The 15,216-nt window shown below is 70.6% G+C and carries 7 protein-coding genes; all 7 read right to left on the reverse strand.

All coding sequences use genetic code 11. The features are described 5' to 3' along the window. Positions 1 to 46 precede the first annotated feature (46 nt). Positions 47 to 1,309: an HNH endonuclease signature motif containing protein gene (locus H5J31_RS17175; RefSeq protein WP_181773587.1), complete on the reverse strand. Its 1,263-nt coding sequence runs from the start codon at positions 1,307 to 1,309 to the stop codon at positions 47 to 49. Between the two features lie 175 nt (positions 1,310 to 1,484). Beyond that, the gene (locus tag H5J31_RS17180; protein ID WP_181773588.1) at positions 1,485 to 2,420 is read right to left on the reverse strand and encodes a TauD/TfdA family dioxygenase; all 936 of its coding nucleotides are present in this window, start codon (positions 2,418 to 2,420) and stop codon (positions 1,485 to 1,487) included. Further along, on the reverse strand, positions 2,417 to 3,694 hold the full coding sequence (locus H5J31_RS17185; RefSeq protein ID WP_181773589.1) for an ATP-grasp domain-containing protein: 1,278 nt from the start codon (positions 3,692 to 3,694) through the stop codon (positions 2,417 to 2,419). The genes H5J31_RS17180 and H5J31_RS17185 overlap by 4 nt, the downstream gene beginning before the upstream one ends. Beyond that, positions 3,691 to 4,962 carry an ATP-grasp domain-containing protein gene (locus H5J31_RS17190; RefSeq protein ID WP_181773590.1) on the reverse strand — a complete coding sequence of 424 codons (1,272 nt, stop codon included), beginning with the start codon at positions 4,960 to 4,962 and terminating at the stop codon, positions 3,691 to 3,693. The genes H5J31_RS17185 and H5J31_RS17190 overlap by 4 nt, the downstream gene beginning before the upstream one ends. Continuing rightward, entirely contained in the window at positions 4,959 to 10,391 is a 5,433-nt protein-coding gene (locus H5J31_RS17195; RefSeq protein WP_181773591.1) for a non-ribosomal peptide synthetase/MFS transporter, read from the reverse strand. Before H5J31_RS17195 ends, H5J31_RS17190 begins: the two co-directional genes overlap by 4 nt. Further along, a complete protein-coding gene (locus H5J31_RS17200) occupies positions 10,388 to 13,426 on the reverse strand; it encodes a non-ribosomal peptide synthetase (RefSeq protein ID WP_181773592.1) in 3,039 nt (1,012 codons plus the stop codon). Before H5J31_RS17200 ends, H5J31_RS17195 begins: the two co-directional genes overlap by 4 nt. Positions 13,427 to 13,535: 109 nt before the next feature. Then, positions 13,536 to 15,216, reverse strand: a 1,681-nt coding sequence (locus H5J31_RS17205; RefSeq protein ID WP_181773593.1) for a polyketide synthase dehydratase domain-containing protein, incomplete at its 5' end; no start/stop codon positions are given.

The raw sequence follows: 15,216 nt of genomic DNA on the forward strand, positions 1-15,216 counted from the left end.
GCATGCCGAAGGGCCCGTCGCCGTTTCGGTGGCGGGCTCTTCGGGGTCAGGCTGCGGCGCGGTGGAGGGTGTTGCGCCTGGGCTGTCGTAACGGGTCTCGGTATTGGGGTGGGATGAACTCCGGCAACCCATCGGCCGCCATCCGCACTTCCCATTCCCCGTGATGGATCAGGCGGTGGTGGAAGCCGCAGAGCAACACGAGGTTCCGGAGGTCGGTGCGTCCGCCGTCTGCCCAGTGATGGATATGGTGTGCGTGACAGTTCTTCGGCCGCCGATGACAACCCGGGAACGCACAACCCCCGTCGCGGATGTTCAACGCACGGCGTTGGCCGGGTGTGACGAACCTTCTGAGCCGTCCGACGTCGAGGGGCTCACCAGCGGCGTTCAACACGACGGGGAGCATGAGGCAGTCGCACGCGGCCATCCGCGCCTCGCGGGCCGTCATCTCCCCGACGAAATCGAGGCAGGCTTTCCCGATCCCGGTCTTCAACTCGTCGAGACCGACGGTCACGTGGATCAGGGTCCGGTAGCCGCTGGTGCCGGGCTGATCGGGGCACGCGATCGCGAGATCCAGCAGGTCGGCCCACGCGTCACCCTGGCGTTCGGCCTTGGTGCGCCAATCGGCTTCGCCGAACTCGTCGACCGGGCGGGGTTTCGCATAAGCCTCAAGCGCGGCCGCGGTCCGGGCACCGAGTTCATCGTCGAGGAGGCCTTTGATCTTCCAGAACCCGTCCTTACGGCGTTCCACGGTCAGTTCACGACGAGGCTCGGCGGGTTCGGGATCCTTCGGCTCGGCACCGTCGGGATCCAGCAAGCCCAGCAGGGTGTTCCCCAGTTCCGAGACCTGACTGGGGCCCGCTGTCCGAGCGAGGTCGGCGAGCCTCGTATCGGCGAACCCACGATCCTCTGCCGACACCTCAGCCGGGATCTCCTTCAAGATCCCCAAGATCTGCTTGATCCGTTCCTGCCCGATCGCACCCTCCGCCGCCGCAGCAGCCGTAGCGGGAGCGAATGCGGGAATCTCCGTGCCGTCGAGAGCGCGCGTGGGATTCAGATCGATGGCCTGATTCACATACGGACGCGCCTCAGTCTGGGACAACCCGGCGACATCGGCGAACCACGCCAACGTCGTCCCATACCCATACAAATCCTTGGAACCACGAGACTCGATCTCCGCCAGATATCGGCCCAGACCGGCAGAGGCGACCCGCATCAGCTGCAGGAACTGCTGCACGCCATGAGCAAGCTCCAGCTTGCCAGCGCGCCACAGCTCCTGCGGCAACTCGGGAACGAACGTCGTCTCGGACACACCCCAAGAATACCAAAACCCGTCGAACAGGTGTTCGTAATTTTGAGCAACAACGCAAAAGATGCATTTACCACTGAAGGATGATTTCGCCACAAGCGACCGACCACGGACAGGCATCCCGTCCAGCCATCGAGGGGTAAGACGAAAGCGCCTTACCCCTCGATAGCGAGCCGGGTCAGGTCATCGCGACCAGGGTCCGCCGCTTACCCGTGAACGGCTCGCGTCCGTGTGCCATCAGCATGTTGTTGATCACCATGATGTCGCCCGGCTGCCATGGGAACGCGTAGCTGACCTCGTCGTACGCCGCCTTGATCGTGGCCAGGTCCGCCTGCGGGATCGGCGAGCCGTCGGCGAAGTACGCGTTGCGGGGCAGGTCCTCCTCGGGGTACAGCTCCAGCAGCGCCTCGCTGACCTCCTCCCCCAGGCTCGAAACGTGGAACAGGTTGGCCTGGTTGAACCATACCGTCGTACCGGTGTGCGGTTCCTCCACAAAGGACGGACGCACGTGCCGTGTGCGGAGGCCCTCGTCGGTCCATTCGTACGTCTGCCCGTTGCCGGTGCAGTAATCCGCCACCACCTGACGGTCGTCGGTCTGGAACGCCTCCTGCCAGGTCAGCCCGAGGCCCTCGCGGAACGCCCGGGTGTAGGTGACGCCGCCCGCGAATCGCTCGCGCAGGTCCGGCGGCAGCAGGCGGTACATCGCGCGGCTGTCGGCGATCGGCGTCGCGCCGCCGGTTTCGGCCGCCGTGTCGCACAGGAAGAACAGGCGGTCCGGCCAGTGCGCCGAGTACGAGTTCTCGTTGTGCATCGGGATCGACTCGGCCGGCGGGTACTCCGTCGAGGTGTAGATGTTGCCCGAGACCGCCGACCGCGGCGTCGACCGTTCCGTGTACGTCAGCAGCGAGCCGCCGATCTCCTCGGTGACCTGGTTGAACAGCGCCAGATCGGCCGGCATCCCGCGCAGCAGGATCGCGCCGTGCTCACGCAACCGGTCTTGCAGCGCTTCGCGGTGCGTGCGCACCCAGTCCAAGCCAGTGGCCGCGTACACGGTGAGCTTCGTGTGTTCGTTGCCCTCGATGTGACCGAGGTTCGCCGTGAGTTCGGCGGTCATGACTCCTCCAGTTCGAATCGGATCAGCTTGGCGGCCTCGGCGTGCAGCGCGGCGAGGTCTTCGGTGTCGGCGAAACCCGCGGCGAGCACGTTCACCGCGTAGATCTCCTGGTCGTCGGTGAGCAGCTGGCCGGGGCGCACGATCGTGACGACCTCCAGGACCTCGGGCAGGTCGGCGACCTCGTCGGTGCCCTCGACGCGGACCAGCCGCCCGGTGCCCTCGGCGTAGAAGATCAGGTAGCCCACCGGTACCGGCAAACCCACACCTCGCGGGGGCGATGGTGTGCCCAGTGCCAGCGACACGGCCTCGGCGATGACATCGATGCCGGTCGCGAGTTTCAGCAGCACCGGCTGGGCACCACCGGCCGGACGACCCGCGTTCACCTCGACGATCGCCGGGCCCAGCTCGGCGTCGTCGATCAGCTCGAGGTGGGCGCAGGTGTTGTCCAGGCCCAGCGCGAGCGCGGCGGCCGTCGCCGCCGCGAACAGCCGTTCGGTGTCCTTTTCGGACAGTTCGAGCGGTGGGCAGACCATGCCCAGCTCGAACTTGCGCTCGTCGATCAGCGGCTTCTCCACGACGGCCACCGGCTCCGCGACACCGTCGCGCACCAGGACGTCGACCGCGTACTCCGGGCCACGCAGCAGACCTTCCACGAGGAACACCTTCAGCGGGTCGATCGGCGAGGGCCCACCACCGACGAGCCGGTGGTACCGGACGTCCTCCGAAAGCGGCAATCGCTCGGCCAGCAGCCGGTACGCGGCCGCCAACTCGTCCACAGTGGACACCGTGTGCACGAGATTGCTCGCCGCGCCGTTCACCGGCTTGACGATCGCCGGGAGCCCGACAGCCGAAGCGACCGACTCCGCCTCGGACTCGGCGGAGATCAGCGCGCAGCGCGGCCCAGGCAACCCGGCCGCGGCCAGCGTCTGCCGGACCGCGAACTTGTTGTGCGTCACGGTGAACACCGACGCCGGGCAACGCGCGACGCCGAGCAGCTCGGCCGCACGCGCGACGCTCGCGATGATCCCCTCGGCGGCGGTCACCACCCCGGCAGGGCGGGCGTTCCGTGCCCGGATCGCCTCGGCCACGGCTTCGGCGTCACGGACGTCGTCGACGACGACGAGGCCGTCCACCAGTTCCGCCATCCGTGCCTGCTCGGCCGGTTCCAGGGGCTGCGTGACCAGCTCGACCCCCAGCCCGGTCGCGCGCACGGCGGCCGCGAAGTCGGCGATCCACTGCCCTGCGGTCTCGCAGACAACGAACGCGGTGTTCACACGTCCTCCAGTTCCAGCCGGACGAGCTTGCTCGCCTCCGCGTGCAGGGCGGCGAGGTCGTCGTGATCGGCGAACCCGGCCACGACGAGGTTGACCGCGTAGGTCTCCTGTTCGTCGGTGAGCACCTGCCCGGGCGAGACGGTGGTGACGACGTCGATCACCTCCGGCAGCTCGGCGATCTCGTCGAGCCCGTTGATGCTCGTCAACCGGCCCGAACCGGTCGCGTAGAGGATCAGCATGCCCAGCGGGATCGGCAGTTTCGCGGGTTCCCGCACCGGCGGCGGAGCGCCCACCGCGAGCGCCGCCAGCTCGGCGAACACGTCGATGCCGGTGCGCAGCTTCGCCAGCAGCGGCATGATCGACCCGGCGGGCCTGCCCGCGTTGACCTCGACGATCGTCGGACCGCGGTCGGCGTCGTCGATCAGCTCGACGTGGGCGCAGGTGTTGTCGAGACCCAGTGCCCGGACGGCGGCGACGGCCGCCGCGGTGACCAGTCCGGCCCGGTCGCCGGTGAGCCCGGCGGGCGGGCACGACAGCGCCAGTTCGAACTTCTTCTCGTCGATCAGCGGCTTGTCGAGGATCTCGACCGGTTCGGCGACCCCGTCACGAACGAGCACGTCCACCGCGTACTCCGGGCCGTCCAGGAACGCTTCGACGAGGAACGTCGTCGAAGGATCCAATGTCCCCAGTGGACGGTGGTAGCGCGGATCAGCGGACTCGGGCAGCCGTGCGGCCAGCAGCTCGTACGCGGACGCCAGTTCGTCCACAGTGGACACCGTGCGGACGAGATTGCTGCCCGCGCCGTTGACCGGTTTGACGATCGCCGGGAGCCCGACCGCCGAGGCCACCGACTCCGCCTCGTCGGCCGACGAGATCAGAGCGTGAGCGGGTCCGGGCAGCCCGGCCGCGGCGAGGGCCTCCCGGACGGCGAACTTGTTCGCGCACAAGGCGAACACCGACGCCGGACAGCGCTCCACCCCGAGCAGCTCCGCGGCGCGGGCGGTGCTCGCGATGGCACCGTCCGAGCCGGTGAAGATGCCGGCCAACGCGCCGCCGTCGATCTCACGGACCTTCTCCGCGACGGCTTCCGGGTCGTGGACGTCGTCGAGCGCGACGACCTCGTCCACCACGCCGGCCAGCGTGGCCCGCTCGGCCTCGTCCATCGGCGGGGCGAGCAGCACCACGCGATGCCCGGCCGCCCGCAGCGTCGGCGCGACCTCGCCGACCCAGTGCCCGCGGGCCTCCCTGATCAGCACCGCCGTGCTCACGCGGCCTCCTTCCCGGCGAGCTTGCGCTCCCGTTCCTGCGCCCCGACCAAGTCGTCGGGCAGTGAATCGGGCACCTCGGTGTCGAACCGGCGCAGCAGCCGCAACGAGAACCCGCCCACGTTGATCAGCAACAGGATCAGCGCGAAGACGACATAGGCGAGCCCGATACCCCGGGTCTCACCAGTACCGAGCACGGCGCCGACCGACCCGGTCAGCGCACCGCCCGGCGCCAGCAGCGGCGAGAACCAGCCGACGGCCAGCGGCGCCAGCACGGCGAACCCGATCGGCAGCGTCGACCACGTGATCGTCTGGTTGATCGCGAACACCCGGCCATGGAACCGCTGCGGCACCTTGACCTGCACCAGCGTCGCGTAGATGCCCTGTGACACGGCCATCGCGGCGGCCAGGAGGAACACCCCGGCCGCGACGACGATCAGCGACGGCCGCAGGCCCATCACCAGGCTGCCGAGCGCGATCCCGACGTTGCCGGCGAGCACGCCGACCATCCGCCGGTGCCGCGGGCCACCCCACAGCGCCATCCCGATCCCGCCCGCCACCGCGCCGAGGGCTTCGGCCAGTGCCACCTGCGCGACGTCGGTGACCGAACCGAACGACAGCACGAGCGGCGAGACCAGCACCAGCGCGGGTGCGAGGAAGACGTTCGCCAGCGCGAAATACAGCAGCATCGTGCGGAAGCCGCGGTGGTTCCACGAGTACCGCAGCCCGCCCGCGATCGCCGTCAGCAGCGGCTCGCGCGGGCGCCAGCCCATCATGTCCGGGAACCGCACCAACAGCAGGCCCACGATCGCGAACGCGTAGCTCACCATGTCCAGGATCAGGATCCCGGACAGCTGGATCGCCGCCAGCAGTCCGGCCGCGAGCACCGGCATCAACAGCTGGGCGAAACCGGTGGAGAGCTGCGCGAGGCCCATCGCGTGACCGAGGTACTGCTTCGGCACCAGCTGCGCCACCGACGACTGATAGGCGATGCGCTGGAACGAAGAGGCCACCGACCCGAGCGGGATCAACACGTAGAACAGCCACAGCTGAACGTGCCCGGTGATCAACAGCAATGCCAGGACCAGCTGGATCCCGCCGGCGACGCTGCTGGCCGCGATCATGATCCGCCGCCGGTCGCCGCGGTCGACCAGGGCGCCGGCCACCGGCAGGACGAGCACGCCGAACAGCAGCGCGAGCGCCCACAGCAGGCCGAGGTCGGCGACCGAACCCGTGCGGGTGTAGAGCCAGATCGGCACCGCGAACGACGTCAGCGCCGAACCGGTCGAGGACACCAGCTGCCCGACCGTGATCGTGAGGAACCGGGCCATACTCGGCCGCACCGTGGGTTTGTCGTCCACTTCCGCCTGATGGGTCTCGTGGACCGCCCAGGCCGCGTCCTCGCCGCGGGCCCGGACGTCGAGCTCGCCGGGATCGTCCAGTGCCGGGTGCACCTGCGTGACGATCTCCGCGAGTTCGTCGGCCCGGTAGCGCAGGAAGAAGTGCCCGGCCCGGTCGAGCACCACGAGCCCGGTGGTGTCGGTGAGGAACTCCCATTCCCGGTACCGCTCGGTGTAGTAGTCGGTGACCGGGTCCTCGGAGCCGACCACCGACACGATGGGCGCGCGCAGCTTGGCCACGCGGGCGTCGAGCAGGCCGCTGAAGTACTCCTCGGCGGCGCGGCTGTCGGCGCGCATGTTCGTGATGATCCGGTCGGCCTGCGCCGGGTCGAGGTCGTCGGTGTCGACGCCCATGCCCTTGAGCCAGTTCGAGTAGTACCGGTTGCTGCGCAGCTTCTCCAGCCGGGTGCGCAGCGTGCCCACCGGACCCTTCATGCGGGCGAACGGGAAGATCGCGCCGATGTAGACGACCTCCAGCTCGCGGCCGCGTTCTTCGAGCAGCCGGGCGACGCCGACGGCGAGCGCGTTGCCGACACCGCAGTGGCCGTAGATGGCCAGCGGGCCGTCGACGCGGTCGAGGATCTCGTCGGCCAGCCGCTCGACCAGGTCGTCGAAGGGCAGGGCCTCTTCGGTCAGTCCGACGTCGTGGCCGGGGATGGCGACCGAGTAGAGCGAATAGCCCTCCGGGAGCGCGTCGGCCAGCGGCTGGTAGACGATCGCGCTGCCGCCGCCGTAGGGGAAGCAGACATAGGTCAGCGTCCGCTTCGTCGTCGGCTTGGTCAGCTCGTAGAGCAGATTGCGCGGCCGGTCGGTGGCGTCGCCTTCCATGAAGGACGCCAGCTCACGGATCGTGCGGTGCTGGAACAGGTCCATGACGCCGACCTGGCCGGCGTCCGCCTTTCCGATCCGCGCCACCACCTGGGTGGCCAGCATCGAGTGGCCGCCGAGGTCGAAGAAGTCGTCGTCGACACCCAGTTCGTCCACTTTGAGCACGTCCCGCCAGATCCCGGCCAGCAGGATCTCGGCCGGGGTCGACGGCGCGACCAGCTCCTTGGTCGCGTCCCGGGACGCGACCGGAGCGGGCAACGCCTTGCGGTCGAGCTTGCCGTTCGGGGTGAGCGGCAGTTCGTCGAGCGGGACGAACGACGGCGGGACCATGTAGTCCGGGAGGCTCTGCTTGAGCGCCGTTCGCAGCGCGCCGGGCTCGGCGTCGCCGACGACGTACCCGACCAGCCGCTTGTCCCCCGGTGTGTCCTCTCGGACGATCACGGCGGCGTCGCGCACACCCGGCTGGGCGCGCAAGGTCGTCTCGATCTCCCCCAGCTCGATGCGCAGGCCGCGCAGTTTGACCTGGTGGTCGATCCGGCCGAGGAACGCGATCGTGCCGTCCGGGCGCCAGTGCGCGAGGTCGCCGGTGCGGTACATCCGTCCACTGTGGAATGGGTCGGGTACGAACCGCTCGGCCGTCAGCTCCGGGCGGTCGTGGTATCCCAGGGCGAGGCCGACGCCGGCGATGTGCAGTTCGCCGGGCACGCCGACCGGGCAAGGCCGCCCGGCGGGGTCGAGAACGTAGATCCGGATGTTCTGGATCGGCGCTCCGATCGGCACCGACGCGACCTCGGCGAGCGCTTCGGGTGTGCAGTGCCAGGCGGTGACGTCGATGGCGGCTTCGGTCGGGCCGTAGAGGTTGTGCAGCTCGCAGTCCGGCAGCCGCCGGGTGAACTCGCGGGCGGCGTCGAGCGGAAGCTCCTCGCCGCTGCATACGACCCGCCGCAGCGCCGTGCAGGTCTCGACGCCTTGTTCCGCCAGGAAAAGCGTGAGCATCGACGGCACGAAGTGCGCGGTGGTGATGCCTTCCGAGGCGAGCAGCTCACGCAGGTAAGCCGCGTCCTTGTGGCCGCCGGGTTCGGCGAGCACGAGCCGTGCGCCCGTGATCAGCGGCCAGAAGAACTCCCAGACCGACACGTCGAAGCCGGCCGGGGTCTTCTGCAGTACCGAATCGGTGCCGTCGAGGCGGTACGCGCGCTGCATCCAGTCGAGCCGGTTGACGATGCCGCGGTGACCGTTCGGCACGCCTTTCGGAAGGCCGGTCGAGCCCGAGGTGTAGATGACGTACGCCGGGTCTTCCGGTCCGGCGAGCGGCTCGGGCGGGGTGCCCGGCTGCGCGGCCGTCTCGGTCGCGTCGTCCAGGACGACGACGGTCGCGTCACCCGGAGGCAGCGTTTCGCGCAACGCAGCCTGCGTCAGCACGACGGGCGCGGCCGCGTCCCGCAGCATGAACGCCAGCCGGTCGGCCGGGTATTCCGGGTCGAGCGGGACGTACGCGCCACCGGCTTTCAGCACGCCGAGGAGCGCGACGACCAGCTCGAACGACCGCTCCGCGAACACCCCGGTGAGCACACCCGGCCCGACGCCGAGGCCGCGCAGCCGGTGCGCGAGCCGGTTGGCCCGCTCGTCCAGCTCGCGGTAGGTCAGTGACGCACCGCGGAAGGTCACCGCGGGCGCGTCCGGCGTCCGGGCGGCCTGCTCCTCGACGAGCGCGTGCAGCGTGGTCTGCGGGAACTCGGCCGTCGTGTCGTTCCAGCGCTCCAGGACGAGTTCACGCTGCCCGGCGTCGAGGAGGTCCAGTTCGGACAGTCGCCGGCCCGGGTCGGCGACGATCGAGCGCAGGAGCGTGACCAGCCGCCCGGCCATCCCGGCGACCGTGTCGTCGGTGAACAGCGCGGTGTTGTACACGAACTTGCCGATCAACCCGCTTTCGATCTCGATCGCGTGGAACTCGAAGTCGAAGCGGGTCGCGGGCAGGTCCATCGGCAGCCAGCGGAAGTCCACATCGGACTCGCCGGCCGCGCCCATCCGGCCCATCTCGTAGTTCTGCAGCACGAACATCGCCTGGAACACCGGCGAGCGGCTGACGTCGCGGGGCACGCCGAGCGCGTTCACCAGCCGCTCGAAGGGGACGTCGGCGTGGTCGAACGCGTCCAGGACATGCCGCCGGGTGCGTTCGAGCAGCTCGGCGAACGACGGATCGCCCTCCAGCTGGGCACGCAGGGGCAGCATGTTGATGAACATGCCCGCCACGCCCTCGAGCTCGGGCAGGCCGCGCCCGGCCGACGACGAGCCGATCGCGAAGTCCTCCTGGCCCGAGTACCGCGCCAGCAGCACCTGGTAGGCGGCCAGCAGGGTCATGAAGAGCGTGACTCCGTGCCCGCGGCTCAGCTCGCCGAGGGCACGCGCGAGGTCGCGCTCGACGAAGAACTCGTGGATCGCGCCGTCGAAACTCTGCTTGGCGGGCCGGGGCCGGTCGGTGGGCAGCTCCAGGGGCTCGACCCCGGCGAGCTGCGCCCGCCAGTGCTCCAGCTGCCGGTCGAGTTCGCCACCGGTGAGCGTGCGGCGCTGCCAGTGCGCGAAATCGCCGTACCCGATGCTCAGCGCGGGCAGCTCGGCCGTGCCGCCGGCGCTCAGGGCGTGGTACTGCGCGGCGAGGTCGCGCAGCAGCAGGTCGACCGACCAGCCGTCGCCCACGATGTGGTGCGTGCACAGGACCAGCAGGTGGTCCTCGTCGGACACCCGGGCCAGGGTCGCCCTCAGCAGCGGGCCCGTGGCCAGGTCGAACGTCTCGGCCGCGGCGGCGTCGACGGCGGCCCGGGCCGCCTCCTCGCTTCCTGCGTCCACTATGGACAGTTTGACGGTGACCGATGGTTCGATGAGGACGGTCGGCTGCCCGTCGTCCCCGGCGGGGAACCGCATCCGCAGCGCTTCGTGCCGTGCCGGCAGTGTGTCCAAAGCGGACTGAAGCGCGGCGACGTCGAGCCGTCCGGTCAGCCGGATCGGCACCGGGATGTGGTACGACCCGGTGCCCGGCGCGAACTGCTCCATGAACCAGACGCGCTCCTGCTGGTAGGACAGCGGGACGACGGCGTCTTCGGGACGCGGCGTGATGGTCGCGGTCGGCTCCGTGCGCCGTCGCAGCCGTCGTTCGAGCAGGGCGCGGCGCGCGGCCGCGCTGCCGGTTTCGTCGATCGTGGTCATGAGAGCTCGCCTTCGGCCAGCTGGCGCTGGACCTCTTCGTCGCTGAGCTGGTCGAGGTCCTCGGCGAGCCGCCGCTCGATCTCGGCGGCGAGCTCGGCGACGGTGGTGAAGGAGAACAGCCCCCGCACCGGGATGTCGACGTCGACCTGCTTACGGAGCCGGGCCATCGCGCGGATCGCCAGCAGCGAGTTGCCGCCGCGGGCGAAGAAGTCGTCGTGCACACCGAGGTCGCCGATGTCGAGCAGCTCGCCGAGCACCTCGGCGACGAGTTCTTCGGCCGCGGTCCGGGGTGCGACGTACGCCGGCGCCCCGCCGGGTTCTGGATCCGGCAGCGCGGCCCGGTCGAGCTTGCCGCTGGCCGCCATCGGCAGCGCGTCGAGCGTCACGAACCGGGTCGGCACCAGGTATTCCGGCAACGTCTTCCGCAGGGCCTCGGCCACCCCGTCGACGCTGCCGACGACATAACCGACGAGCGTCTCGCCACGTACCGCCACGGCCGCGTCCCGCACTTCCGGCAGCTCGCGCAGCGCCGCCTCGACCTCGCCGGGCTCGATGCGGTAGCCGCGCAGCTTCACCTGCTCGTCGATGCGGCCGAGGTAGTCGAGTGTGCCGTCGCGGCGCCAGCGGACGAGGTCGCCGGTCGCGTACATCCGGCCGAACGGGCCCTCGGCGAACTTCCCGGCGGTCAGGTCCGGCAGCCCGAGGTAGCCGCGGGCAAGCTGCGACCCGGCGACGAACAGCTCGCCCGGGACGCCCGGCGGCACCGGCTGCCGCCGCCCGTCGAGGACGTACACGCGGGTGCCGGGCACCGGACGGCCGATCGGGACCGGTCCGGACGGCGGCTCGTCCCCGGGTTCGATCCGGTGCACGACGCAGCCGACCGTGGCCTCGGTCGGGCCGTACTCGTTGACGACGAGCGTGCCGGGATGCCGTTCCCGCCACGGCTGAACGGCTTCGGCGGTCAGTGCTTCGCCACCTAGCACCAGCTCGCCCGTCGGGAACAGTTCCTCGGCGAGGACGGCGAGGTGTGTCGGGGTCGCCTTGACGAAGGTCGGGTGGCCGCCGTCGACCACCGCGCCCCCGGCGGTGAGAGTGCCGAGCAGCGTCGTCACGGTGAGGTCGAACGACGGCGACGTGTGCAGCAACGCCCGACCGGCCAGACCGGGGTATGCCTCACGCGCCCACGCCAGGTACGTGTCGACGGCCCGATGCTCGACCTCGACGCCCTTGGGGCGCCCGGTCGAGCCCGACGTGTAGATCACGTAGGCGACGTCGCCCGGCCCTGCCGCCGGTTCGGGGTCTTCGGTGGCCGCGGCGGACCACTCGGCCGGGTCGTCCAGGGCCAGCGTCTTGGAGTCCACTGTGGACTCTCCGGTGACCAGCACGAACGGGGCGCCCGCGTCGGCGAGGATCAGCGCCTGCCGGGGAGCCGGGTTGGCCGGGTCGAGCGGGACGTAGGCCGCGCCGCTCTTCAGCACCCCGAGAACGCCGGTCAGCAGGTCCGCCGAGTTCGGCACGCAGACGCCGACGACGGTGCCGGGACCGGTGCCCAGCTCGCGCAGCCGGTGCGCGACGCGGTTGGCTCGCGCGTTCAACTCCGCGTACGTCAGGCGAACCCCGCCGAAGTCGACGGCGGGCGCGTCCGGGGTCCGCCGCACCTGGTCCTCGAACCGGGCGGACACGGTCTTCTCGTCCGAAGTGGACGATTCCGGCGGGTTCCACCCGGTCAGGACCAGCTCCCGCTCGGCGTCCGACAGCAGCGGCAGATCCGCGATCGGCCGAGCCGGATCTGCCAGCGCCGCGGTCAGCAGCCGCAGGTACCGCTCGGCCACGGCTTCGGCGGTCTCGCGGTCGAACAGGTCGGTGCGGTAGACGAGCCTGCCTTCCACGGCGGCCAGGTCGATCGCGATGTCGTCCTTCGCGGTGGCCGAACGGACCGGCTCCAGCCCCGAGTCGGGCAGGAAGTTGAACCCGAGCTGATACAGCGCCTGCACGCCGGGGTCGCGCTCGGCCCCGACCGCTTCGGTGACCGCCTGGAACGGCACCTGGCTGTGGTCGATCGCCTCCAGCAGCGTGGTCCGGACCCGGGCGACCAGTTCGGCGAACGCGGGTGCGCCCGAGCAGTCGACGCGCACGGCCATCTGGTTGACGAACATGCCGATCAGATCGGCCAGCTCGGGCAGGTCACGACCGGCGACCGGGACGCCGACGACGACGTCGTCCACTCTGGACAGTCGCGACAGGAGCGCCGCGTAGCCGGCCAGCAGCACCATGAACGGTGACGCCGACAGCTCCCGGCCCAGCTCGCCGACCCGGTCGATCAGTCCGTCCGGGAGGGCGAAGTCCACCTGGTCACCGGCGAACGTCAGCTCCGACGGCCGTGGCCGGTCGGTGGGCAGGCTGTGCACCGGCGGCAGCCCGGCGAGCTGAGTCCGCCAGTAGTCCAGCTGCTCACCGGCTGTTTCGAGCTGCCCACGCTGCCAAGCCGAGTAGTCCGGGTACTGGATGGCCGGCTCGGGCAGCTTCGGCTCGCGGCCCTCGAACACGGCGTCGCACGCCTCGCCCAGCTCGGACCTCAGCACCAGCACCGACCCGCCGTCGAACACGGTGTGGTGCACGACGAACGTGAGCACCCACTCGTCGTCGGCCAGCCAGCACAACTGGGCCCGCCACGGCGGCGGCGAGTCGAGCGGGATGGCGCCGCGCAGGAGCGCGCCGACGAGTTCGGCGAGCCGGGCGTCTCGGGCGTCGGCGGACAGTTCCCGCAGGTCGTGCACCTCGGGCTCGATCGGTACCTCGGCGTGCACCACCTGCATGAGCGCGCCACCGTCCATGCGGAACGACGTGCGCAGCGCCTCGTGCCGCCCGACGACGATGCCGAGCGCGGTACGCCACTGGGCCGCGGTCAGCGGACGGTTCAACCGGGCCCGGCAATGCAGGTTGTAGACCGGGGACGCCGGGTCGAGCTGGCCGGACAGCCAGATCCGCTCCTGGCCGAACGAGGCCGGGAACGTCCATTCCTTCGTGTCGCTCATGATTTCCTGTTCAGAGAGAGGTCGAGCGTGGGTGAGGCGTGGGTCCCTGTGGTCGTGAGTGGCGTTTCGGGTTAGAACCCGAAACGCCACTCACGACCCACCGCACGGCTCAGCGCTCGAGCTTCGGGATGGTGGTCCGGGCGGGTTCGGCGGGCGCCTCGGCCTTGTCGGCGCGCAGCTCCTCGATCCGCTCGACCAGAGTGGCCACAGTGGACGCTTCGAACAGCGTCTTCATCGCCAGCCGTGTACCGGTGGCCTTGCGCACCTGGGCGATGAGCTGGATGGCGACCAGCGAGTTGCCGCCGAGGGCGAAGAAGTCGTCGTGGACGCCGATCTTCTCCACGCCGAGCAGCTCGGTCCACTGGCGGGCGATCTCGGCCTCCAGGTCGGTGCGCGGGGCGACGTAGTCGTCCTCCGACACCCTCACCGGCGCTTCGTCGGGTTCGTCCAGTTCCTCGACGCTCACCCGATGCTCCATCAGTTCCCGCACCGGGAGGGTGCTGATCACCACCTGCCCGCCGAGACCGGGAGCCAGCGCTCGGACGAACGCCTCGGCGCCGTCCACCGGCCGGATCCCGGTCGACGTCGACACGGTGGCGACAGCGTCCACTGTGGACACTGGGGCCGCCGTGGTCAGGCCGCCGCCGACGGCGTCCTGATCGACCTGGCGCAGCACGAAGTCCTCGATCGTGACGAGCACGCGGCCGGTCTCGTCGCACAGCGAGAGGTCGGCCGCCACCACCTGGTCGCCGCCGGAGTCGCGGTAGCGCAGGTGGCTGCGGAAACTCGCCGGGAGCACGTCGTGCACGACGATCCGGCCGTAGCTCATCGGCAGGTACGTTCCGCTCCCCCGGCCGCGGCCGAACGCGGTCGCGACGTCCAGCAGTGCCGGGTGCAGTCCCCAGGCGCCGACGTCACCCGCCGCCGCGTCGGGAGCCTTGATCGTGGCCAGCTCCTCCTGCGCGCCGATGCGGTGTTCGCGCAGCGCCGCCCAGCGCGGCCCGAAGGTGACCATGCTGGTGCGGCCGGTACCGAAGCCGTTCCCGTCGTCGATCGGCTCGGTCCGCCCGGTCACCGCCTCGATGTCCACAGTGGACTCCGACCCGGCCGCGACCCATCCGGCGGATCCGCGCACATGGGTCCGGCTCGCGCCGGCGACGTGACTGGTCACCGTGAAGTCGTCGCCGTCGAACTCCACGCGGTACTCCGCGGTGGCGCCGTCCGGGACGCCGAACGGTTCCAGGAACGCGACGTCCCGCAGCTCGACGACGTGCGAGTCACCGGGCTTCGGCAGCGCCGCGGCCACCGCCGCGCGGACGGTCTCCAGGTGTCCCGTGCCCGGCACCACCGGCACCCCGGCGATCCGGTGCTCGTCGAGCAGCCAGTGCGTGGCCGCCGAGACGAGCCCGTGCGCGCCGTCCTCGGTGCGCGTGGTGAGCACCGGGTGTTCGACCGGGCCGAGCGCCCGCGACCGGGCGGTGCGGATCGTGGTCGGCGCGGCTACCTCCGCGGCCATACCGACCTCGTCCCAGCCACCCCAGGCATGCGAGACCAGCCGCGCCCGCCAGCCATGGCCGCCCCGCGCGTAGGCGTCGAGGAAGTTGTTGGCGGCGCAGTAGTCGACCTGCCCGATGCCGCCGACCACCGCGGTGATCGACGAGCACAGCGCGACGAAGTCCATCGGCAGGTCGGCGAACGCCTCGGCGAGAGCCAGCGTTCCGGCGATCTTCGGGGCCAGCACCGCTTCGGCCGCCGCACGCTCCTTCACCTCGGCGACGCCGCCGCCGGGC

It is taken from the genome of Amycolatopsis pittospori, assembly GCF_013870525.1.
In the GTDB taxonomy this organism is placed as follows: domain Bacteria; phylum Actinomycetota; class Actinomycetes; order Mycobacteriales; family Pseudonocardiaceae; genus Amycolatopsis; species Amycolatopsis pittospori.